18 protein-coding genes are annotated in these 23,292 nt (G+C 63.0%); 11 read left to right on the forward strand and 7 right to left on the reverse strand.

Annotated elements, in window-relative coordinates; translation table 11 throughout:
- Nucleotides 1–43: 43 nt before the first annotated feature.
- Nucleotides 44–1,228 (reverse strand): porin, encoded by a 1,185-nt coding sequence (locus ACIOVD_RS11425; RefSeq protein ID WP_320332290.1) that lies wholly within the window; start codon nucleotides 1,226–1,228, stop codon nucleotides 44–46.
- 331 nt (nucleotides 1,229–1,559) lie between these two features.
- Nucleotides 1,560–2,366, reverse strand: a complete 807-nt coding sequence (locus ACIOVD_RS11430) for a sulfite exporter TauE/SafE family protein (protein WP_159996229.1) — start codon at nucleotides 2,364–2,366, stop codon at nucleotides 1,560–1,562.
- A gap of 162 nt (nucleotides 2,367–2,528) precedes the next feature.
- Between ACIOVD_RS11430 and ACIOVD_RS11435 the strand changes: the two genes are divergently transcribed.
- Nucleotides 2,529–3,392 carry an MBL fold metallo-hydrolase gene (locus ACIOVD_RS11435; protein WP_401127735.1) on the forward strand — a complete coding sequence of 288 codons (864 nt, stop codon included), beginning with the start codon at nucleotides 2,529–2,531 and terminating at the stop codon, nucleotides 3,390–3,392.
- Nucleotides 3,393–3,404: 12 nt separating this feature from the next.
- Here the strand turns inward: ACIOVD_RS11435 and bkdR are convergent, their stop codons facing one another.
- Complete coding sequence (gene bkdR / locus ACIOVD_RS11440) at nucleotides 3,405–3,893, reverse strand: Bkd operon transcriptional regulator BkdR (RefSeq protein WP_095168741.1); 489 nt, start codon at nucleotides 3,891–3,893, stop codon at nucleotides 3,405–3,407.
- 186 nt (nucleotides 3,894–4,079) lie between these two features.
- On the opposite strand from bkdR, the gene ACIOVD_RS11445 reads away from it, so the two are divergent.
- From ACIOVD_RS11445 to ACIOVD_RS11465, 5 genes are all read left to right on the forward strand, one after another.
- On the forward strand, nucleotides 4,080–5,315 hold the full coding sequence (locus ACIOVD_RS11445; protein WP_095168740.1) for a 3-methyl-2-oxobutanoate dehydrogenase (2-methylpropanoyl-transferring) subunit alpha: 1,236 nt from the start codon (nucleotides 4,080–4,082) through the stop codon (nucleotides 5,313–5,315).
- A gap of 1 nt (nucleotide 5,316) precedes the next feature.
- Nucleotides 5,317–6,375 carry an alpha-ketoacid dehydrogenase subunit beta gene (locus tag ACIOVD_RS11450; RefSeq protein WP_095168739.1) on the forward strand — a complete coding sequence of 353 codons (1,059 nt, stop codon included), beginning with the start codon at nucleotides 5,317–5,319 and terminating at the stop codon, nucleotides 6,373–6,375.
- Entirely contained in the window at nucleotides 6,376–7,659 is a 1,284-nt protein-coding gene (locus ACIOVD_RS11455) for a dihydrolipoamide acetyltransferase family protein (protein ID WP_095168738.1), read from the forward strand.
- A 3-nt stretch (nucleotides 7,660–7,662) separates the two neighbouring features.
- Nucleotides 7,663–9,045: a dihydrolipoyl dehydrogenase gene (gene lpdA, locus ACIOVD_RS11460; RefSeq protein ID WP_159996237.1), complete on the forward strand. Its 1,383-nt coding sequence runs from the start codon at nucleotides 7,663–7,665 to the stop codon at nucleotides 9,043–9,045.
- Between the two features lie 242 nt (nucleotides 9,046–9,287).
- Nucleotides 9,288–10,307, forward strand: coding sequence for a branched-chain amino acid aminotransferase (locus ACIOVD_RS11465; protein ID WP_095168736.1), 1,020 nt, complete (start codon nucleotides 9,288–9,290; stop codon nucleotides 10,305–10,307).
- Nucleotides 10,308–10,433: 126 nt separating this feature from the next.
- Here the strand turns inward: ACIOVD_RS11465 and ACIOVD_RS11470 are convergent, their stop codons facing one another.
- Entirely contained in the window at nucleotides 10,434–11,198 is a 765-nt protein-coding gene (locus tag ACIOVD_RS11470) for an ArsR/SmtB family transcription factor (protein WP_401127739.1), read from the reverse strand.
- Nucleotides 11,199–11,278: 80 nt separating this feature from the next.
- Between ACIOVD_RS11470 and ACIOVD_RS11475 the strand changes: the two genes are divergently transcribed.
- Nucleotides 11,279–12,385, forward strand: coding sequence for a cytochrome P450 (locus ACIOVD_RS11475; protein WP_401127741.1), 1,107 nt, complete (start codon nucleotides 11,279–11,281; stop codon nucleotides 12,383–12,385).
- 7 nt (nucleotides 12,386–12,392) lie between these two features.
- Here ACIOVD_RS11475 and ACIOVD_RS11480 read toward each other — a convergent pair whose 3' ends face one another.
- Nucleotides 12,393–12,731, reverse strand: coding sequence for an FKBP-type peptidyl-prolyl cis-trans isomerase (locus ACIOVD_RS11480; RefSeq protein WP_095168733.1), 339 nt, complete (start codon nucleotides 12,729–12,731; stop codon nucleotides 12,393–12,395).
- 231 nt (nucleotides 12,732–12,962) lie between these two features.
- On the opposite strand from ACIOVD_RS11480, the gene ACIOVD_RS11485 reads away from it, so the two are divergent.
- Both ACIOVD_RS11485 and ACIOVD_RS11490 read left to right on the forward strand, forming a co-directional pair.
- Nucleotides 12,963–14,774, forward strand: coding sequence for a monovalent cation:proton antiporter-2 (CPA2) family protein (locus tag ACIOVD_RS11485; protein ID WP_095168732.1), 1,812 nt, complete (start codon nucleotides 12,963–12,965; stop codon nucleotides 14,772–14,774).
- 228 nt (nucleotides 14,775–15,002) lie between these two features.
- Entirely contained in the window at nucleotides 15,003–16,106 is a 1,104-nt protein-coding gene (locus ACIOVD_RS11490; protein WP_401127744.1) for a DNA alkylation repair protein, read from the forward strand.
- 5 nt (nucleotides 16,107–16,111) lie between these two features.
- On the opposite strand, the gene ACIOVD_RS11495 is transcribed toward ACIOVD_RS11490, so the two are convergent.
- Nucleotides 16,112–17,008, reverse strand: a complete 897-nt coding sequence (locus ACIOVD_RS11495; protein WP_401127746.1) for a LysR family transcriptional regulator — start codon at nucleotides 17,006–17,008, stop codon at nucleotides 16,112–16,114.
- Between the two features lie 133 nt (nucleotides 17,009–17,141).
- Between ACIOVD_RS11495 and ACIOVD_RS11500 the strand changes: the two genes are divergently transcribed.
- The gene (locus ACIOVD_RS11500; RefSeq protein WP_401127748.1) at nucleotides 17,142–18,794 is read left to right on the forward strand and encodes a GMC family oxidoreductase; all 1,653 of its coding nucleotides are present in this window, start codon (nucleotides 17,142–17,144) and stop codon (nucleotides 18,792–18,794) included.
- A 108-nt stretch (nucleotides 18,795–18,902) separates the two neighbouring features.
- Nucleotides 18,903–20,525, forward strand: coding sequence for an MFS transporter (locus ACIOVD_RS11505; RefSeq protein ID WP_401127750.1), 1,623 nt, complete (start codon nucleotides 18,903–18,905; stop codon nucleotides 20,523–20,525).
- A gap of 194 nt (nucleotides 20,526–20,719) precedes the next feature.
- Here the strand turns inward: ACIOVD_RS11505 and ACIOVD_RS11510 are convergent, their stop codons facing one another.
- A complete protein-coding gene (locus ACIOVD_RS11510) occupies nucleotides 20,720–23,197 on the reverse strand; it encodes a TonB-dependent siderophore receptor (RefSeq protein ID WP_401127752.1) in 2,478 nt (825 codons plus the stop codon).
- Nucleotides 23,198–23,292 lie beyond the last annotated feature (95 nt).

Here is a 23,292-nt window from a genome sequence, read left to right on the forward strand (position 1 = left end):
CGACGCCGGCCGTGATGCGCACAGCCAGCGCCACACCGGGGGGTTACCAGGTCAGCACCGCACCCACGGCAAAGGTATCGGTGTCTTCGTTCTGTGCGTCGCTATCGTGGCCGTTGAGTTCGAACTGGTTGTACTCGGCCACCAGCTTGAGGTTGTCGTTGACGTCATGGAACAGGGCGATGCCCCGGGTCTCGTAGTCCGCGCCGCTGCCGACCACGCCGTTGCCATCGTCTTTGGTCTTGCCGTAGGACAGGGCCAGGCGGTTCTTGCCCAACTTGTAGGAGCCCTGCAGCAGGTAGCCGTCGCTGTCGACATTGCGCAGCGTGGGTTCGCCGGCGTTGTTGGTATAGAACGGGTTGATACCCTTGGCCTGGAAGCCGGAACCGGTCAGCGACAGCCCGCCCATCTTGGCCTGCACGCCGTAACCGACGCCTTTGGAGGTAATGGTATCGACGCTCGAATCGGTGTTGTCGGAGGTTTGGTAGCTGCCGTTGACCCAGCTGTAGATCTTCGCCCCAGCGAGGTCGAACTGGTAGGTGATCTCGCTCTCGGTCCGCGGGTTTTCCTGGTAGGCCTTGCCGGTCGGGCTGCTGTCGTTGGTGTCGACCGGGTCCATGATCCCCACGGCCACCCGCAACCCGTCCAGCACCGGCGTGCGGTAGGTGATTTGCGAAGTCGGGAACGGGTACGGGTAGCCGGTGCCGATGTTGCCGAACGACACTCCACCGCCATCCACCAGGCCCAGGGTGTCGCTGACCTGGCCATAACCGGCCAGCAGTTCGTCGAGCAGGATGTTGGAACGAGCAAACAACCCGAAATCCTTGCCGATCAGCACCTCGCCCCACTCGGGGTTGGCCACCGTGCCGTAGAACTGGCGCACGTCGATGGCGGTGTCGGTGCCGTTGGTTTCGCTGTCGTTGATGGTCACCCAGAACGAAGCGCGGGCGCCGAGTTTCAGGTCATCGACTTGCTTGCCCATGTTGAAGCCCAGGTAGTTGGGCAAAAAACCCATCTTCACCCGCGACTGCCGCCGATCGTACTGATCACCCGTGCGGTCGACGTCACTGTTGACGTAGAACGCGTTGATGTAGCCGTCGGTGGAGAATGTGGTCTGGTCCTTGTCGTAGAGCATGATATCGGCCTCGGCGAACGAGCTGAGGCCGAGGGTCGACAGACTGGCGATGAAGGCTGGCAAGAAACGGTGCTGGAAGTTCTTATTGTTGTGCATGGCGCGCTCCGCAACGGGGACTTGATGTCGGAGGCGATTATCGAAAGCCGAACGGAGGCGTCATACGCTGCCTTGGAGGCGGTTGCCAGGTGCTTTGGGTTGGCGGGTGATGCTCAGCTACTACGGTGTAAGACCGGCCCCGGCCAAGGGCCCGCCACTTTCGGCGTACGCCTCTTTACCGTGGGAGCGAGCCTGCTCGCGATGGCCGACACAGCCAACATGGATAGCACCTGACCCACCGCTATCGCGAGCAGGCTCGCTCCCACAGGGATTTGCGGTGCTCGTGGGTTTTGCATTGAACCCGCGAATTTGTGGAGCTGGGTTCTGCTCGTCAGGCCTGGGCCTTTACCAGCATGTACAGCGCAACCACCACGCACACGCTGGCAAAGCCGACCTGCAACGCGCGAGCCGGGACATGGGCGCAGAGTCTGCGACCGAGCAGCATGCCGAGGATGCTGGCGACGATGAACGCCACACCCAGGCGGTCGATACGTACGCCGGCATGGAACGCACCGATCACGCCAATCAGCGAAATCAGGCTGATCACCATCAACGATGTGGCGACGATCCCGCGCATCTGCACGTCGGTCAGTTGCTTGAACGCCGGGACAATCAGGAACCCACCGCCCACCCCGAGCAACCCCGACACCACCCCGGTCACCGCGCCGAGGGCGGCCAGGGTTGCGGTGCACTTGGCGGTCCAGGAAAAGCGCCCGGTCTGCTGGTCGAGCATGCAGTTCTTCTGCCCCCAGTTGGCGTGACCGTGATCGCTCGGCCCGGCGTCCTGGCGTTCACGGCGCAGCATGCGCACGGCCACCATGACCATCAGCAGGCTGAACAGCAGCATGAGGATTTTTTCCGGTAACTGATGGGCGAAATAAATACCCAGAGGGGAAAATACCGCGCCCAACAACGCAATCAACAGCGCTGCGCGGTAGCGCACCAGGCCGTGGCGCAATCCATCGATGGCACCCACCGCCGCCGCGCTGCCCACCGCGAACAGAGCCACCGGGGCCGCCTGGGTCATGCTCCAGCCCAGACCGAGCACCAACGCCGGGACCGCTAGAATGCCACCCCCTGCCCCCGTCAAGCCCAGCACCAGCCCCATCACCACGCCAAAAAAACTCGCCAGCAACATAAAACACTCACGGTCCGCGAAAAAAAGCCGGGAACGCCCGGTATCGATGCCTGACAGGATAGAGCGCGCGCGGCTTTTTTCCTGCATTGATTTGTCCCGGGGCTGGTCAAGCCAGGGAAGAAGCCACTACCCTCAAGGCTTGTCCCGACAGAAACGGCCACCATGCCCGCCTTGATTGAAGCCTTCCTCGACCCCGCCTCGTCGACCTACAGCTACGTGATCTACGAAACCGATGGCGGCGCCTGCGCGATCGTCGATCCAGTGCTCGACTATGAGCCCGCATCCGGAAAAACCTCGACGGTCCAGGCCCAGCGGATTATCCACTTCGTGCGCGAACACCGACTGCAGGTGCAATGGCTGCTGGAAACCCACGCCCACGCCGATCACCTGTCCGCCGCGCCCTACCTGCGCGGCGAACTGGGCGGCAAGATCGCCATCGGCCAGGCCATCAGCCAGGTACAGGCGGTGTTCAAGGGCCTGTTCAACCTGGAAACGGGATTTGCTGTCGACGGTTCGCAGTTCGATCATCTATTTGCGCCGGACGAGGTTTTTGCCATCGGCAACCTGTCGGCCAAAGCCCTGCATGTGCCTGGGCACACCCCGGCAGACATGGCGTACCTGATCGACGAGCAACTGATCCTGGTGGGCGACACCCTGTTCCTGCCAGATGTCGGCACGGCCCGCTGCGACTTCCCCGGCGGCAACGCCGCGCAGATGTACGCCTCGATCCAGCGCCTGCTGGCCTATCCCGCCACCACCCGCCTCTACGTCTGCCACGACTACCCACCACCCGCCCGCCCGCCACAGTGCCAGAGCACCGTCGGCGAACAGCGCGCGCACAACATCCATGTACACGACGGCATCGACGCCGCCACATTCATCACCATGCGCACCGAACGTGATGCCGGACTGGACATGCCAACCCTGCTGTTGCCAGCGATCCAGGTCAACGTCCGAGCAGGCCGCCTGCCGCCGCCGGAAAACAATGGCGTGGTGTACCTGAAAATCCCGATCAACCAGCTCTGAAGCCGAGACGCGTCACCCCCCCAACGTCAACCCATTCGCCGGCAAAGGCAACGCCGTCTTATACCGCACCTGCTTAAGGGCAAAACTGGAGCGAATATTGGCCACCCCCGGCACCTTGGTCAGAAAATCCATCATGAAGCGCTCCAGCGACTGAATGGTCGGCACCAGCACCCGGATCAGATAGTCCGGATCCCCGGCCATCAGATAACACTCCATCACCTCCGGACGATCGGCAATCGCCTCCTCGAAATGCTGCAGCGCCTCCTCCACCTGCTTCTCCAGGCTGACGTGAATGAACACATTGACATGCAACCCCAGCAGATCAGCATCCAGCAGCGTCACCTGCTCGCGAATCAGCCCCAGCTCCTCCATGGCCTTGACCCGATTGAAACAGGGCGTGGGCGACAGATTCACCGAGCGGGCAAGGTCGGCATTGGTGATGCGCGCGTTCTCCTGAAGGCTGTTGAGAATGCCGATATCGGTACGGTCCAGTTTGCGCATGAGACAAAACCACCTGTTTTTTATGTTTATGCAGATTTTTTATCCTCAAATGATCTCAAGTGCAACGAAACAGAGATAAATATTCTTCTGCGCCGGGCCTATGATTGTTGTAGGACAAGATTCCTTCGACCCGAAGGATGAACGTCAGCTCACTACAAGAAATTCACAAGATCGAGCGTAGAAGCCATGAAAGAAGCGTATGAACCGCTGCGCCTGCACGTGCCTGAACCATCGGGCCGTCCTGGATGCAAAACCGACTTCTCCTACCTGCATCTGACCGATGCGGGCACTGTGCGCAAACCCCCAATCGACGTAGAACCGGCCGACACCGCCGACCTGGCCCGTGGCCTGATCCGCGTGCTCGACGACCAGGGCAATGCCCTGGGCCCGTGGGCCGAAGGCGTGTCGGTGGAGATCCTGCGCAAAGGCATGCGAGCCATGCTCAAGACGCGGATCTATGACAACCGCATGGTGGTCGCCCAGCGTCAGAAAAAAATGTCGTTCTACATGCAGAGCCTCGGCGAAGAAGCCATCGGCAGTGCCCAGGCCCTGGCCCTGAACATCGACGACATGTGCTTCCCCACCTACCGCCAGCAAAGCATCCTGATGGCCCGTGAAGTGCCATTGGTCGACCTGATCTGCCAACTGCTGTCCAACGAGCGCGATCCGCTCAAGGGCCGGCAATTGCCAATCATGTACTCGGTCAGGGACGCTGGGTTCTTCACCATCTCTGGCAACCTGGCGACCCAGTTCATCCAGGGCGTGGGCTGGGGCATGGCCTCGGCGATCAAGGGCGACACCAAAATCGCCTCGGCCTGGATCGGTGACGGCGCTACCGCCGAGTCGGACTTCCACACCGCCCTGACCTTCGCCCACGTGTACCGCGCGCCGGTGATCCTCAACGTGGTCAACAACCAGTGGGCGATCTCCACCTTCCAGGCCATTGCCGGTGGTGAAGCCACCACCTTCGCCGGTCGTGGCGTGGGCTGCGGCATCGCATCGCTGCGGGTCGACGGCAACGACTTCATCGCGGTCTACGCCGCGTCCGCCTGGGCTGCCGAGCGTGCGCGCCGCAACCTGGGCCCGACCATGATCGAATGGGTCACCTACCGCGCCGGCCCGCACTCGACTTCCGATGATCCGTCCAAGTACCGCCCTGCCGACGACTGGAGCCACTTCCCCTTGGGTGACCCGATCGCCCGCCTCAAGCAGCACATGGTGAAAAATGGCCACTGGTCCGACGAGGAACACACGGCCCTGAGCGCCGAGCTGGAAGCCGAAGTGATTGCCGCGCAAAAAGAAGCCGAGCAGTACGGCACCCTGGCCGGTGGCCAGATCCCGAGCGCCGCGACCATGTTCGAGGACGTCTATAAAGAGATGCCGGAGCACTTGAAGCGCCAGCGCCAGGAGTTGGGGATCTGACATGAACGATCACAACAATAAAATCGAGTTGGAAACCGCCATGACCACGACCACCATGACCATGATCCAGGCCCTGCGCTCGGCCATGGACGTGATGCTTGAGCGCGACGACAACGTAGTGGTGTTCGGCCAGGACGTCGGCTACTTCGGTGGCGTGTTCCGTTGCACCGAAGGCCTGCAGAACAAGTACGGCACCTCGCGGGTGTTCGATGCACCGATCTCGGAAAGCGGGATCGTCGGCGTCGCCGTCGGCATGGGTGCCTATGGCCTGCGCCCGGTGGCCGAGATCCAGTTTGCCGACTACGTCTACCCGGCATCCGACCAGATCATTTCCGAAGCCGCCCGCCTGCGTTATCGCTCGGCCGGCGAGTTCACCGCGCCGATGACCCTGCGCATGCCGTGCGGCGGTGGCATCTACGGTGGCCAGACCCACAGCCAGAGCATCGAAGCGATGTTCACCCAGGTCTGCGGCCTGCGCACCGTGATGCCGTCCAACCCCTACGACGCCAAGGGCCTGCTGATCGCCTCCATCGAAAACGATGACCCGGTGATCTTCCTCGAGCCGAAACGCCTGTACAACGGCCCGTTCGACGGCCACCACGACCGCCCGGTGACCCCTTGGTCGAAACACCCGGCCGCGCAAGTTCCGGACGGCTACTACACCGTGCCACTGGACGTCGCGGCAATCACCCGTCCGGGCAAGGACGTGACCATCCTTACCTACGGCACCACCGTCTATGTCTCCCAGGTGGCGGCTGAAGAAAGTGGCATCGATGCCGAAGTCATCGACCTGCGCAGCCTGTGGCCGCTGGACCTGGAAACCATCGTCAACTCGGTGAAGAAGACCGGCCGTTGCGTGGTCGTCCACGAAGCCACCCGCACCTGCGGTTTTGGCGCCGAGCTGGTGTCGCTGGTACAGGAACACTGCTTCCACTACCTGGAAGCGCCGATCGAACGTGTGACCGGTTGGGACACCCCCTACCCGCACGCGCAAGAGTGGGCGTATTTCCCAGGGCCGTCCCGTGTGGGCGCGGCGTTGAAACGGGTCATGGAGGTCTGAATGGGCACGCACGTTATTAAAATGCCGGACATTGGCGAAGGCATTGCAGAAGTAGAACTGTCGGTGTGGCACGTCAAGGTTGGTGACCTGGTGGTCGAAGACCAGGTACTGGCCGATGTGATGACCGACAAGGCGATGGTCGATATCCCTTCGCCGGTGCACGGCAAGGTGATTTCCCTGGGCGGTGTGCCCGGTGAAGTGATGGCCGTGGGCAGCATCCTGATCAGCATCGAAGTCGAAGGCGCGGGCAACTACAAGGAATCCGCACAGCCGGCTGCCGTGGCCGAGGTCAAGGCCGAGCCCGCCAAAATAGCGCCGGCACCCGCACCCAAGGTCGAGACCGTGGCGCCGAGCAAACCTGCAGCAGCCTGCCGACCAGCGCCCCAGGCGCCGGTGGCTCGTACCGCCGACGAACGTCCGCTGGCCTCGCCGGCCGTGCGCAAGCATGCCCTGGACGCTGGTATCCAGTTGCGTCTGGTCCAGGGCACCGGCCCTGCCGGGCGCATTCTCCACGAAGACCTCGACGCCTACCTGGCACAGGGCCCCGGGACAACCTCCACGGCCGGCAATGCCTACCGCGAACGACATGACGAAGAGCAGATCCCGGTCATCGGCATGCGCCGCAAGATCGCCCAACGCATGCAGGACGCTACCCAGCGTGCGGCGCACTTCAGTTATGTCGAAGAAATCGACGTCACCGCCGTCGAAGAACTGCGCGCGCACCTCAACGAAAAACACGGCGCGAGCCGCGGCAAGCTGACCTTGCTGCCGTTCCTGGTGCGCGCCCTGGTGGTTGCCCTGCGCGACTTCCCGCAGATCAACGCCCGCTACGATGACGAAGCCCAGGTGATCACCCGCCTTGGCGCCGTGCACGTGGGTATCGCCACCCAGGCCGACATCGGCCTGATGGTGCCCGTAGTGCGGCACGCCGAAGCCCGCAGCCTGTGGGACAGCGCCGGGGAAATCGCCCGCCTGGCCACGGCCGCGCGCAACGGCAAGGCCAGCCGCGACGAACTGTCCGGCTCCAGTATCACCCTGACCAGCCTCGGCGCCCTGGGTGGAATTGTCAGCACCCCGGTGCTGAACCTGCCGGAAGTGGCGATCATCGGCGTCAACAAGATCGTCGAGCGGCCTATGGTGATCAAGGGCCAGATCGTGATCCGCAAAATGATGAACCTCTCCAGTTCCTTCGATCACCGAGTGGTCGATGGCATGGACGCAGCACAATTCATCCAGGCCCTGCGTGGTTTGCTCGAACAACCCGCTACGCTGTTTGTGGAGTAAGACATGCAGACTCTGAACACCACGCTGCTGATCATTGGCGGCGGCCCTGGCGGTTACGTAGCGGCTATTCGTGCCGGGCAACTGGGCATCAATACCATCCTGGTCGAAGGCCAGGCACTGGGCGGCACCTGCCTGAACATCGGCTGCATTCCGTCCAAGGCGCTGATTCATGTCGCGGAACAGTTTCACCAGACCCGCCAACACAACCAGCACTCGGCCCTGGGGATCACCGTCGCCGCGCCGAGCCTGGACATTGGCAAAAGCGTCGAGTGGAAGGATGGCATCGTCGATCGCCTGACCACCGGCGTTGCGGCCCTGTTGAAAAAGCACAAGGTCCAGGTCATCCATGGCTGGGCCAAGGTAGTCGACGGCAAGACCGTTGACGTCGGCGACACCCGCATCCAGTGCGAGCACCTGCTGCTGGCCACCGGTTCGAAAAGCGTCAACCTGCCGATGCTGCCGATTGGCGGGCCGATCATCTCCTCCACCGAAGCCCTGGCACCCCAAAGCCTGCCGAAACACCTGGTGGTGGTCGGCGGCGGTTACATCGGCCTGGAGCTGGGCATTGCCTACCGCAAGCTCGGCGCCGAAGTCAGCGTGGTCGAAGCCCAGGAGCGGATCCTGCCAGCCTACGACGCCGAGCTGACCCAGCCGGTGCACGAAGAGCTGAAAAAACTCGGGATAAAGCTTTACTTGAAACATAGCGTGCAAAGCTTTGATTCTGATGCAAATACTCTGCAAGTAACGGAGCCGGATGGCGGCACCCTGAGCCTTGCGACCGATCGGGTGCTGGTGGCCGTCGGACGCAAACCCAACACCCAGGGCTGGAACCTCGAAGCCCTGAACCTGCAGATGAACGGTGCGGCGATCAAGATCGACAACCGCTGCGCCACCAGCATGCGCAACGTCTGGGCGATCGGTGACTTGAGTGGCGAGCCGATGCTGGCTCACCGCGCCATGGCCCAGGGTGAGATGGTCGCAGAGCTGATCAGCGGCAAAACCCGCGAGTTCAACCCCACCGCCATCGCCGCCGTGTGCTTTACCGACCCGGAACTGGTGGTGGTCGGCAAGACCCCGGACGAAGCCAAGGCGGCGGGCCTGGACTGCATCGTTGCAAGCTTCCCGTTCGCCGCCAACGGCCGGGCGATGACCCTGGAATCGAAAAGCGGCTTCGTGCGGGTCGTGGCACGTCGCGATAATCATCTGATCCTGGGCTGGCAAGCCGTCGGGGTCGGGGTCTCGGAGTTGTCCGCCGCATTCGGCCAGAGCCTGGAAATGGGCGCTCGCCTGGAAGACATCGCCGGCACCATCCACGCCCACCCGACACTGGGCGAGGCGGTACAAGAGGCTGCATTGCGGGCCTTGGGGCATGCGCTGCACCTGTAATCCAGGGGCGATTGGTGGGCATAGGTGATGGCCTCTTCGCGGGCAAGCCCGCTCCCACATGGGTTAGACGTACTGTGGGAGCGGGCTTGCCCGCGATTTCTTGAGGCCAACACGATTAATCTGCCTCTCGTCCGATCGTCTGGGCTGCGAAACCGGCCCGGAATGAAGTATTGTTGTGCCCATCCAGAAAAACGTCAGAAGCCTTGAACCGTTCAGGCGATTGTTAAGTGATAGAGGGTGTCATGGGTAACGAAAGCATCAATTGGGACAAGCTGGGTTTTGACTACATCAAGACAGACAAGCGCTATCTGTCGCACTGGCGTAACGGCGAGTGGGACGCAGGCACCCTGACCGAAGATAACGTGCTGCACATCAGTGAAGGCTCCACCGCCCTGCACTACGGCCAGCAATGCTTCGAAGGCATGAAGGCCTATCGCTGCAAGGACGGCTCGATCAACCTGTTCCGCCCGGACCAGAACGCCCTGCGCATGCAGCGCAGCTGCGCACGCCTGCTGATGCCGTTCGTCGAAACCGAACAGTTCATCGAAGCCTGCAAGGCCGTGGTCCGTGCCAACGAGCGTTTCATTCCGCCATACGGCACCGGCGGCGCGTTGTACTTGCGCCCGTTCGTGATCGGCGTGGGTGACAACATCGGCGTACGCACCGCCCCTGAGTTCATCTTCTCGATCTTCGCTATCCCGGTCGGCGCCTACTTCAAGGGCGGCCTGACCCCGCACAACTTCCTGATCTCCAGCTTCGACCGTGCCGCTCCACAAGGCACCGGCGCGGCCAAGGTCGGTGGCAACTATGCCGCCAGCCTGATGCCCGGCTCCCAGGCCAAGAAGGCGCACTACGCCGACTGCATCTACCTGGACCCGATGACCCACTCGAAAATCGAAGAAGTCGGCTCGGCCAACTTCTTTGGGATCACCCACGACAACAAGTTCGTCACGCCGAAGTCGCCTTCGGTGCTGCCGGGCATCACTCGTCTGTCGTTGATCGAGTTGGCTCAGTCGCGCCTGGGCCTGGAGGTGGTGGAAGGTGACGTGTTCATCGACAAGCTGGCGGACTTCAAGGAAGCCGGCGCCTGTGGCACAGCCGCAGTGATCACGCCGATCGGTGGCATCAGCTACAACGACCACCTGCACGTGTTCCACAGCGAAACCGAAGTCGGCCCGATCACCCAGAAGCTCTACAAAGAGCTGACCGGTGTACAGACCGGCGACATCGAAGCGCCAGAAGGCTGGATCGTCAAGGTCTGATCCAGCGTTCCAGGCACTGAACAGGCCCAGCCGGCGTTAGCGCGTCGGCTGGGCCTTTTTTTGTCGGCGCCGTTGCTGCGAACTGGGTGCGCAACCATGCGTCAGGCACAAGGCAACACCCTGCCCCTAGGGCCCAGGACTGACGAGTGCTCGGCGTGCAGTTTTGCGAGTCTCACGGGACGCTGGCGGCAGTTGGCTCGGCAACTCGATTGCGAACCGCCTGCCGATTTCCTTGCGCCCGGTGGCGGTCAACGCCAGCGCCCGGCTGTCCAGGTCCTGGATCAGCCATTTGCGCTGCAGCGCCGTCGCCAGCAAGGCTGCACCCAGCGCTCCACCGAGGTGCGGTCGACGCATGCTCCAGTCCAGGCACGGACAGGCAAAGCGCCGGCGCAGTGCGCTCAGCTCACTGACCTCAATGCCCAACTGCTGGAATCCCGCCTCGCCGCTGGCACTCAACCGATACGACTGTTGCTCGGTAACCAGCAGCCAGCCGGTCTCGAGCATCCTGTCGTGCAGCAACACCGCCAGGGTGCCGGCCATGTGGTCGTAGCAGGTACGGGCAAACTGCAGGCGATCCGGGGTGCGCGGGGTGAAGGTCGGCGCGGCGTTCTGGCCGATCACCATCAGTGCTTCCAGGGCCTGGGCGACCTGCTGATTGGCAAGACTGTAATAACGATGGCGGCCCTGTACGTGCAGGCGCACCAGCGCCAGCTCCTTGAGCCGGGCCAGATGGGCACTGGCGGTCGACGTGCTGACTTCGGCAATGCTCGCCAGCTCGGTGCTGGTACGGGCATGACCATCCATCAACGAACAGAGGATTTTGGTCCGAGCCGGCTCGGCGATCGCTGCCGCCACCTGCGAGACACCAACGTCGTGTTGTTCTGCACTCATATTTCGCTCCCGGACGAATCGTCGTCCTGCCGAACCCCGGATAGTAACAAGACTTACCACTACCCATAAGGCCGCGTCCCATGGACCCGATTATCGCCGCGACTCACGCCGATCCCTATCCCTACTACGCCAACTTGCGCGCCGCAGGCGGGTTTGCCTTCGACCAGAAACTGGGCCTGTGGGTGGCCAGCAGCGCCCGGGCAGTGGCTGCTGTGCTGGCCCATTCCGACTGCCGGGTGCGCCCGGCACACGAACCGGTACCCACCGCGCTTGCCCAGGGCGAGGCCGGCCAGGTGTTCGCTCGCTTGATGCGGATGAACGACGGCGAACCCCATCGCTGCCCGCGCTCGGCCATGGCGCCGGCGCTGGAGCGGGTCGACACCGAGCAGGTCAGCGAACGGTTGCGTGCACGGCTGATCACGGCAAGCGCCCAAGGTCTGCACCAGGCCATGTTCGTGGGCCCGGTGTCGGTGGTCGCCGCATTGCTGGGCTTCGCGCCCGCCGAAGGCAGGACCCTCAGCCAGTTGACCGCAGACTTCGTCGCCGGCCTTTCACCCCTGAGCACTGCCGGGCAACGGGTCGCGGCCCATCAGGCTGCCGGGCAATTGAAGGGTTACTTCCTCGAGCGGCTGAGCGCCGAGGCCCCGCCGAGCCCGCTGCTGGAAAGCCTGTGCCGGGGCCTGCCTGATCGTGAAGTGCTGCTGGCCAACCTGATCGGCCTGCTCTCCCAGGCATATGAAGCCAGCGCCGGGCTGATTGGCAACGCAGTACTGGCGCTGATCCGCGAACCGCAACTACGGCTCGAGGCCGGTGGAGTCGATGAGTGGGTGGCGGAGGTTCAGCGCTTTGATCCACCAGTGCAAAATACCCGGCGCTTTGTCAGCGCACCTTGCGAGATCGAGGGCGTGCGCCTGGCACCCGGCGATAGCGTGCTGCTGTTGCTGGCCTCGGCCAACCGCGACCCGCAACTCAACCCAGAGCCCGAGCGTTTTGTACTCGAACGCCCGGCCCGGCGCAGCTTGAGTTTCGGTGCCGGACGCCACCACTGCCCCGGCCAGGCATTGGCCATGAGCATCGCCAGTGCCACCCTGCGCGAGTTGCTGGCGCACAGGGAGCACTTCGGCCGACTGGCCTGGCACTACCGCCCCTCGCTGAACGGGCGGATCCCCCTGTTCAGCGAAAAATGAGCATCGATCAGTCGTCCCGCGTCAGCACTTCCAGCAGTTCGATCTCGAACACCAGGTTGGAATTGGGCGGGATGCTGCCCATGCTGCGCTCGCCGTAGGCCAGGTGCGCAGGTACCCGCAGCTGGCGTTTGCCACCGACTTGCATGCCCAGGATGCCCTGGTCCCAGCCCTTGATCACGCGCCCGGTGCCGATCACGCACTGGAACGGCTTGCCGCGGCTCCAGGAAGAGTCGAACTCGGTGCCGTCTTCCAGGCAGCCGCGGTATTGGGTGGTGATCAACGCGCCTTTTACCGCAGCTTTGCCGCTGCCCACCAGCAGGTCGAGGACCTGTAATTCGTCGTTCATTGCTGCTCTCGTCTGTTCACTGGCCCGACTGGCCAGTGGGCAATCTTAACCCAGACAGCGTGCTGGATTCGCTGCATCAGACCAGGCACTCCGCGGCGTAACACTCGCTTGTCAGACTGGCCAACGGCTGATCCAGCGATGCAGTCAACGTGCCCCACCGTTACACTGCGCGTCGAACCAGACGGAGTGTCAGCCCCGTGTTTAATCTTTTTGACTGTCCAGGAGTGACTCATGCCCCATGAAGGCAACCTGTTGCAAGCCGCTGTGGTGTTTCTGTTTGCGGCGGTGCTCACCGTGCCTTTGGCCAAACGCCTGCAACTGGGGGCCGTGTTGGGCTACCTGCTGGCCGGGGTCCTCATCGGCCCCGCCGTGCTGGGGCTGATCGGCAACCCGCAAAGCGTGATGCATATTTCCGAGCTGGGCGTGGTCCTGCTGCTGTTCATCATCGGCCTGGAACTGTCGCCGCGCCGACTGTGGGTGATGCGCAAGGCGGTGTTCGGCGTCGGCTTGGCCCAGGTGGTCTTGACGGCCTCGGTGATCGGCGTGCTGGCGTTCTATATGTTCGGCCAGAAACTCAACAGTGCCATCGTGCTCGGCCTCGGCCTGGCCCTTTCATCCACCGCCTTTGGCCTGCAAAGCCTGGCCGAACGCAAGGAGCTGACCAGCCCTCACGGGCGCCTGGCGTTTGCCATCCTGCTGTTCCAGGACATCGCCGCGATCCCGCTGATCGCCATGGTGCCGCTGTTGGCCGGGGGCAATGACACCACCACCCCTGCCGAAGACCTCAACCATGGGTTGCAGGTACTCGGCAGTATCGCCGTGGTGGTCGTGGGTGGGCGCTATCTGTTGCGCCCGGTATTTCGCATCGTCGCCAAGTCCGGCCTGCCGGAAGTGGCCACAGCCACGGCGCTGCTGGTGGTGATCGGCACCGCCTGGTTGATGGATGAAGTCGGGGTGTCGATGGCCCTCGGCGCGTTCCTCGCCGGCCTGCTCTTGGCGGACTCCGAATACCGCCACGAACTGGAAGCGCAGATCGAACCGTTCAAGGGCCTGTTGCTGGGGCTGTTTTTCATGAGCGTGGGCATGGGCGCCAACATCAGCCTGCTGTTCAGCGCCCCGGTTGCCGTGCTCGGCCTGACCGTGCTGCTGATTTCGCTGAAGCTGCCGCTGCTGTACCTGGTCGGACGCATGGCCGGTGGCCTCAACCGCGTGAGCGCGGTGCGCCTGGGCATCGTCCTGGCAGCTGGCGGCGAATTTGCCTTCGTGGTGTTCAAGATTGGCCGCGACCAAGGCTTGTTCGATGCCCGCCTGTATGACCTGCAGGTGCTGACCATCACCCTGTCCATGGCCGTCACCCCGTTGCTGTTGCTGCTGTGCGCACGCCTGGCCAAACCCAAGGTCGAGCCGGTGGCCGTGCCGCCGCACCTGCGTGAGATCGACACCGACACCCCGCGCGTGGTGATCGCCGGCATGGGCCGCATGGGGCAGATCGTGGCGCGGATCCTGCGGGCGCAAAAAATCCGCTTCGTGGCTCTCGACACCTCGGTGGAAACCATCGAACTGTCCCGCAGTTTTGGCGGTGTGCCGGTGTTCTACGGCGACCCGATGCGCCCGGAAATCCTTAGCGCGGCCAAGGTCGAGCAGGCGGAGTTCTTCGTGATTGCCACCGACGACCCGGACACCAACATCAAGACCGCGGAACTGGTGCGCCGGCTCTACCCACACATGAAAATCATCGCCCGTGCCCGTAACCGTCAGCACGTCCATCGCCTGGTCGACCTGGGCGCCGAGGCGGTGCGGGAAACCTTCCATTCCAGCCTGGAAATGAGCCGCATGACTCTGATCGGCCTGGGACTAAGCAAGGCCCAGGCCGCAGCGCGCATCGAAACCTTCAAGCAGCACGACGAACAAGTGCTCGAAGCCCAGCGCGCGATCTATGACGATGCCGCCAAAGTCATGCAGACCGCCCAGGAAGCACGGGAGGAACTGGCCCGGTTGTTCGAGGCCGACCAAACGCAAGAGGACACCCCCAAGCCGGCGTAGAAACCCGCTTTGCGCCCCCTCCACCACCGTAGGAGCAGGTGTACAAGGGTTTCTGTGGGAGCGAGCTTGCTCGCGATGGTCGTAAGCACGACGCGTTTATTCAGGTATAACGCGTCATCGTTGACGACCATCGCGAGCAGGCTCGCTCCCACACGTATCCATAAATTGTGGCGTCCCAGGCAGGCGCCATTGCGAGCAAGCTTTGCTCCAATCTTCAAAGGACCCTCAATGAGCAACCCTGAGCAATCCTCCCCGGCCTTGAAGGAAATCTTCAACGTCGAGCGCTTTGCCCACATCGCCAGTGAACTGCGCGCGGTGTATCCAGCGTTCGATCACCAGGCGTTCCTGGCCATGGCCTGCGACGGACTCGAACCACTGTCGGTGATGCAGCGCATGGCCCATACCGCCGAGTGCCTGCATGCAGTGCTGGGCCTGGACTACGAGCAGACGCTGGAGGTCCTGCGCCTGTTGGCGCCACGCCTCAACAGCGGCTTCGTCAGCATGTTCCTGGCCCACTACGTCTCGCGCTACGGCAGCCACGCCTTTGAATTGTCGATGGACGCGCTGCAGCACTTCACTCGCTTCGGCTCCTCGGAATTTGCGGTACGGCACTTCCTGCGCAGCGACTTCGAACGCACCCTGGCCCTGATGCACGACTGGTCGCTGGACCCCAACGAACACGTGCGCCGGCTCGCCAGCGAAGGCAGCCGCCCCCGCTTGCCCTGGTCGTTCCGCCTGGAGCAGGTCCAGGCCGACCCGACCTTGGCCGCGAGGATCATCGACAACCTCAAGGCCGACAGCAGCCTGTACGTGCGCAAGTCAGTGGCCAACCACCTCAACGACATCACCAAGGACCACCCGGACTGGGTGCTGGACACTCTCGAGGGCTGGTCGCTGGAGGATCCTCGTACCGCCTGGATCGCTCGTCATGCGCTGCGCAGCCTGATCAAGCAGGGCAATCCACGGGCGCTGACGCTGATTGGCGCAGGAGGCAAGCCTGAGGTCGAGATTCATCAGCTGAGCATTGAACCCGCCGTGATCGCCTTGGGGCAAAGCATCAGCCTGTCGTTCGACCTGCAGTCCACCGCCGATGCCGCCCAGCGCCTGGTGGTGGATTACGCCATCGAATACGTCAAGGCCTCGGGGGCGACGTCAACCAAGGTGTTCAAGCTCAAGGGCCTGACCCTGCCCGCCCGGAACCGGCAGAAAATCAGCCGAGCCCAGCGGATCCGCGACATGACCACCCGCAAGCACTACCCCGGCACCCACGCGGTGCACATCATGGTCAACGGCGAGCGACTGGCGAGCACGGCCTTCGAAATCACCCGCTGAAGCGCCTACGCCAGTTCCGGGCCCAGCAACAGGCCCTGCTCGCGCTCACACAGCTGCACCACATAGTCCCACAGCACCCGCAGCCGCACCGACTTGTGCAGCTCGCGCCGGGTGCTGATCCAGTAGCTGCGCTGGATACTTTCGGCCGGTAGCAGCGGCACCAGGCCCGGGTCGCCACTGGCCATGTAGCACGGCAATACGGCGATCCCCAGGCCCGCGCGCGCCGCCTGTTGCTGGGCGATCACGCTGGTACTGTGGAACACCACCTGGGGGCTGCGGCAGAAGCTGTTGAGGAACATCAGTTCCTGGCTGAACAACAGGTCGTCGACATAGCCGATCCAGGCGTGATGGCCCAGGTCTTCGCGGCTGCGCAGGGGCGGCGCGCGGTCGAGGTAGTCCTGGCTGGCATAGAGCGCCAGGCGGTAATCGGTGAGTTTGCGGGTGACCAGCATGTCCGCCGACGGCCGCTCCAGATGAATGCTGATCTCGGCTTCGCGGTTGAGGATGCTGACGAATCGCGGCACGGCCACCAACTCCACCTCAAGCCCAGGGTAGCGGTCGAACAGGCCCTTCATGCGGCTGGCGAGAAACATGATGCCCAGCCCTTCCGTGACCCCCACGCGGATCTTGCCCAGGGGCGCCGTGGACTGGGTGATTTCCTCCTGGGCCAGCAACGCGACATTTTCCATGGCCTCGGCATGTTTAAGCAGCGCTTCGCCGGCCGGGGTCAACTGGTAGCCCTGCGCCTGCTGGACAAACAACGCGGTGCCCAGGCTCTGTTCGATGGCCTCGATATGCCGCGCCACCGTGGCATGCGTGGTTTTCAAGCGCTTGGCCGCGGTCAGCAAGCGGCCGCTGCGTTGCAGCTCGAGAAAAAACCGCAGGTCATTCCAGTCGAACATCGGCCTTCCTTGTTAAACGTGGACTTGGCGCTGTCTATAAACGCACAGCGGCTGAGCAAAAACTAACATTCTTTTGTCGAAAACTAACAACTAGGATGAAGCGCAATAAGAACAACACGCTGCGAGGTCATGGATGTCACCTGCCGTTGATGCATACGATTACATCGTGGTCGGCGCCGGGCCCGCCGGATGCCTGCTGGCCAATCGGCTGAGCGCCAACCCACAACACCGGGTGCTGCTGCTCGAAGCCGGCGGGCGCGACAACTATCCCTGGATCCACATCCCCGTCGGCTACCTGTTCTGCATCGGCAACCCACGCACCGACTGGTGCTACAAGACCCAGGCCCAAGCTGGCCTGCAGGGCCGCAGCCTGAGCTACCCACGGGGCAAAGTGCTGGGCGGCAGCTCGTCGATCAACGGCATGATCTACATGCGCGGCCAGGCCGGTGACTACGATCGCTGGGCCAGCGAAGGCAATCCCGGTTGGAGCTGGAACGAGGTACTGCCGCTGTTTCGCCAAAGCGAAAACCATTTTGCCGGCGCCGACGACTTTCACGGCGCCAGCGGCGAATGGCGGGTTGAACGCCAGCGCCTGTCATGGCCGATTCTCGACGCCTTTCGCAACGCCGCCGAACAGACCGGCATCGCCAACATCGACGACTTCAACCAGGGCGACAACGAAGGCTGCGGCTATTTCCAGGTCAACCAGAAGGCCGGCGTGCGCTGGAACGCCGCCAAGGCGTTTCTCAAGCCTGTCGCCCAGCGGCCTAACCTGACGGTACTGACGGGGGTCGATGTCGACCGCGTGCTCCTGGAAAACGGCCGGGCCTGCAAGGTCACCGCGCGCTGGCAGGGCCAGGCCAGCACCTTCACCGCACGCCGGGAAATCATCCTCAGCGCCGGCTCCGTCGGCTCGCCCAGCATCCTCCAGCGCTCCGGCATCGGCCCGGCTGGCCTGCTCAAGCGCCTGGGCATCAACCTGGTGCATGAACTCAATGGCGTGGGTGACAACCTGCAGGATCACCTGCAACTGCGCTTGATCTACAAGCTGGAAAACGCCCGCACCCTGAACCAGATTGCCGGCAGCCTGTGGGGCAAGATGGGCATGGGCCTGCGCTACCTGTACGACCGCAGCGGCCCGCTGTCGATGGCCCCCAGCCAACTCGGCGCCTTTGCCCGATCAGGGCCCGAGCAGACTTCGGCCAACCTTGAGTACCACGTCCAGCCGTTGTCGCTGGAGCGTTTCGGCGAACCGCTGCACCCATTCCCGGCATTCACCGCCTCAGTGTGCGACCTGCGTCCGCAAAGCCGTGGCCGGATCGAGATCAGTTCGGCCGACCCACAGCAGGCGCCGCTGATCCAGCCCAACTACCTGAGCCACCCCGAAGACCTGCGCGTGGCCGCCGCCGCCATTCGCCTGACCCGGCGGATTGTCAGCGCCAAAGCCCTGCAACCGTTCAAGCCGGTGGAGTATCTGCCGGGCGCCGACTTGCACACCGAGGAGCAGTTGCACGAGGCTGCCGCGCGGATCGGCACCACCATCTTCCACCCGGTGGGCACCTGCCGCATGGGCCAGGATGGCGATGCGGTCGTCGATGCCCAACTGCGGGTGCATGGCATTCCCGGCCTGCGCATCGCCGACGCCTCGATCATGCCCCACATCACCTCGGGCAATACCTGTTCACCCACGCTGATGATTGCCGAGAAAGCGGCGCAACTGATTCTCGCCTCACCGACAAGGAGCAACGCCACACCCACAGAACGGGCAACCGTACCGCACCTGTAGGAGCAAGCTTGCCCCTACAGGGCAGATGCATGACAGCAGACGCGCCAGCCCGCGAGGCCGGCGCCGACAGTGGAACAACAATAAATAATCACTGTGAGGGATACCCGTATGTCAGACCAGGCACCCGCCGTGGCAGGAACGCTGAGCACCGGCACCAGCAAGGACACCCAGAAAGTCATCTTCGCCTCGTCCCTGGGGACGGTTTTCGAATGGTATGACTTCTTTCTCTATGGCGCCCTCGCGGCGGTCATCAGCAAACAGTTTTTCGCCGGGGTCAACGACACCACCGCGTTCATCTTCGCCTTGATGGCCTTCGCCGCCGGGTTCATCGTGCGGCCGTTCGGCGCGCTGGTGTTCGGCCGGTTGGGGGACATGATCGGGCGCAAATACACCTTCCTCGCCACCATCATCCTGATGGGTGTGGCGACCTTCTGCGTCGGCCTGCTGCCGACCTACGCCAGTATCGGCATTGCCGCGCCGATCATCCTGGTGGTGCTGCGCATGCTCCAGGGCCTGGCCCTGGGCGGGGAGTACGGCGGGGCTGCGACCTACGTCGCCGAGCACGCACCGATGGGCAAACGCGGATTCCACACCAGCTGGATTCAATCCACCGCGACCCTCGGCCTGCTCCTGTCGCTGCTGGTGGTGCTGGGGTGCCGCTACTTCACCGGCGACCAGTTCGAAGTCTGGGGCTGGCGTATTCCGTTCCTGCTGTCGATCGTGCTGCTGGGCATCTCCACCTGGATCCGCCTGAGCCTGCATGAATCGCCGGCCTTCCTGAAAATGAAAGAAGAAGGCAAGTCCTGCAAGGCGCCGATCCGCGAGTCCTTCGGCAACTGGGAAAACCTCAAGGTGGTGCTGATTGCGCTGTTCAGCATCAACGCCGGGCAAGCGGTGACGTTCTACGCCGCGCAGTTCTACGTGCTGTTCTTCCTCACCCAGTTCCTCAAGATGGACCCGGCCCTGGCCAACACCCTGCTGATTGTCAGCGTGGTGATCGGCGCGCCGTTCTTCATTTTCTTCGGCTGGCTGTCGGACCGGGTCGGGCGCAAACCGATCCTGATGCTCGGCTTGCTGCTGGCGACCGTGCTGTACTTCCCAATCTTCAAGACCCTGGCCCACTACGCCAACCCGGCCATCGACCGCGCCAGCCAACAGGCGCCGATTACCGTACTGGCCGATCCAGCCACCTGCACCTTCCAGTTCGACCCGGTCGGCAAGGCTCGTTTCGACAGCCCGTGCGACAAGGTCAAGACCTTCCTGGTCAAGCAGGGCCTGCCGTACAGCAGCGCCGCCGCACCGGCCGGCAGTGGCGTGCAAGTGAGCATTGGCGAGGTGAAAATCGACGGTTACGACGAAGCCGCCCTGCGCGGTGCCGTGACCCTGGCCGGTTATCCGCAGACCGCCGATACCCAGCAGGTCAACAAACCGATGATCGTCGCCCTGATCGTGGCGCTGATTATCATCTCGGCCATGTGCTACGGGCCGCTGGCGGCCTTGATGGTCGAACTGTTCCCGACCCGCATCCGCTACACCTCGATGTCCCTGCCCTACCACATCGGCAACGGCTGGTTCGGCGGCTTCCTGCCAACGGTGTCGTTTGCCCTGGTGGTGTACACCGGCGATATCTTCTACGGCCTGTGGTACCCGGTGCTGATCACCGGCGTGAGCCTGTTGGTGGGTATGTTGTGCCTGCGGGAAACCAAGGATGTCGACCTGGAGAAGAACTGAGCCCGAAGGGCCCCGCTCCTACAGCTCCTGTGTAAATCGGGCCCTGTAGGCACCGCAAACCCTGTGGGAGCGGGCGCCCGCTTGCGGCTCGCCCGCGATGGCGGTGTGTCAGGCACCATCGATGTCGAATGGGCTGGCCCCATCGCGAGCAAGCCGCAAGCGGGCACTCGCTCCCACAAGTTCCTGCATTAACTTCAGAAGTCGGCTTTTACCGAGACCATGAAATTACGCGGCTCGCCGTAGTAGTTACCAAAGGTCTCGGTGCCGATGGTGCTGTAGTAGCGCTTGTCGAACAGGTTGTTGCCATTGAGCGCCAGCGACCAGGTGTCGTCGATACGGTAGCCGACCCGGCCGTTCCACACGGCGTACCCGCCCTGGCTGATCTTTTCGCCACTCAAGGGTGACACGCGGAAGTTGTCGCTTTGCGCATTGACCCCGGCCCCCAGGGTGAATCGCTCCAGCGCTCCCTCCAGGGCGTAGTCGCCCCACATACGCAGCACGTGGCGTGGCACATAGCTGTTGAACGCCTCACCGTTTAGGCTGGTGTCGATGTCATCGAGGGTCTTGGTCTGGGTGTAGGTGTAACCGGCGAGCAACTGCAGACGCTCGATCAGCTCACCGCTGACCTCCGCTTCGAAACCCTGGGCGCGGACTTTGCCGGCGTTGACGTAGCAATAACCGTCCGAGGATGGGCAGGACGAGTTGTAGTCGGTCTGGGCCTGGTCTTTCTGGATGGTGCGGAACAGGTTGAACGAGCTGTTGAGGCGACCACCGTACCACTCGCCCTTGATCCCCAATTCATAGCTCTGCCCTACCAGCGGCTTGAGCGCCGCGCCGCTTTCGGAGCGCAGGTTGCCTTGCGGGGTGAAGATCTCCGAATAGCTGGTATAGGCCGTAAGGTTTTCATTGAGGTCCAGCAGCAGCCCGGTAAACGGCGTGACCTGCCCGGTTTCCTTGGTCTTGGCCGTCTGTGAAATACCCGAGTTGATGAACAGCGAATCGGTTTCGGAGTCGTACCAGCTGACCCGCCCACCGAGGACAAAGGTCAAGGGGTCGGCCAGTTTCAGGCGGGCCGTGGAGTAAACCCCATACTGCTTGGTGACGCTGTCCACCGGACCACCACGGGTCGAGTTGGCGATGAAATAACTGTCATCGGGTTTCGGCAGGTGCTTGTCGGGATTGAATACGTCCTGGGTCTGCGGCAGGAATGCCACCGAGTAGAAGTCGTTCTTGTTCGAGCGACTGCCATTGAGGCCGACGATCAACTCATGCTCGCGCCCCAACGCCTCGAATTTGCCGTCCAGGTAAGCATCCAGGCCATAGTCGACCTGATCGTAGTCGTACATGCTGCCCAGCATGCGCACGGTGCCGTTGCCTGGGGTGATCGCGCCGGACGGGAACGCGTATTTGATGTCCTGGGTGTTTTTGCTGTAGACCCCGGCCACTTTCAGCGCCCAGTTGTCATTCAACTGGTGAGCCAGGTCACCGAAGGTGGTGGTGCGCTGGCTGCGCCAGGTATTCCAGGACGGGTCCAGGCAGGTCGAGCGGCTGAGCTTGAGGTCGCTGCCATCGCGGTAGCGCGGCATGCCACCCCAGCACGGGTTGGCGTCGACATCTTCGTAAGCAATGCCCAAGCCCAGGGTGGTGTCAGCGGACAGGTCGTAATCCAGCGCACCGTAGTAGACCTGGTCCTTGCGACTGGCATCGTCATAGAAGTAATGCTTGCTCTGCTCGGCGATTACCGCACGGCCACGCAACGTTCCGGACTCGTTCAGCGGGCCGCCGGTATCGACCTGGCCTCGGTAGTTGTCCCAGGTTCCGCCGGACAGGCTCAACTGGGTCTGCGGGGTACTCTGCCCGCGCTTGCGCACAAAGTTGACGCCACCGGCGGTGCCGCCCGAGCCCTTCATCATCCCGGCTGCCCCGCGCAGCACCTCCACCCGATCGTAGTAGGCCATGTCACTGCTGAAACTGTCGGCCTGGACATAAGAGTTGCCCATATCCAGCGGCACACCGTCGTACTCATACTGCCCGGACATGCGAAAACCCCGGGAGTAGAAGTACTTGCCGCCCATGGTCGAGTCATAGACGGTGATGCCCGGGGTCTTTTCCATGACCTGGTCGATGGTATTGAGATTCTGGTCGTCGAGCATCTTGCGGGTGATCACGGTCACCGATTGCGGGGTTTCCCTGAGCGAATGGGCCCCCTTGGCGATGGTCACCGCACCGGTGGTGTACGAACCGCTGCCTTCGGTCGTCGCCCCGAGTTCCTGGGCATTGACGTTGGTCGCCGCCAACTCCAGGGCCGAGCCTGCGGACGGACGGGGACGCAGCACATAACTGCCGTTGGCCTGGGGTTCGGCTTGCAAAGCGCTGTTGGCGAGAATCCGCGCAAACCCATCGCCGACACTATAGGTACCGCGCAAACCCGCTGATTGTTGGCCCGCGGTCTGCCGTGCGTCGAACGAGATGGCCGCGCCCGCCGCACTGGCGAATCGGCTCAGCACCTCGGTCAGGCTGCCGGCCGCGATATCGTAGGATTGCACCGCCTGCTGCGACGCCGCCGCGGCCTGGGCAGTCGCCACACCAGCGCCGCTGGCTGCCAGCGCGAACAGGCCAATCCTCACCGCAGTCGCCAACCGACCCGCACCCGGCTTGTACACAAAAGACATGCTTACCCTCCCCCAGAACCATCCAAATGAAATCACTGAGGGATGAGCCGAACGACGTCGATAAAAAGTGCACATGAGAATCAATTAATTTTCCG

The organism is Pseudomonas sp. NPDC087626 (assembly GCF_044743405.1).
Taxonomy (GTDB): domain Bacteria; phylum Pseudomonadota; class Gammaproteobacteria; order Pseudomonadales; family Pseudomonadaceae; genus Aquipseudomonas.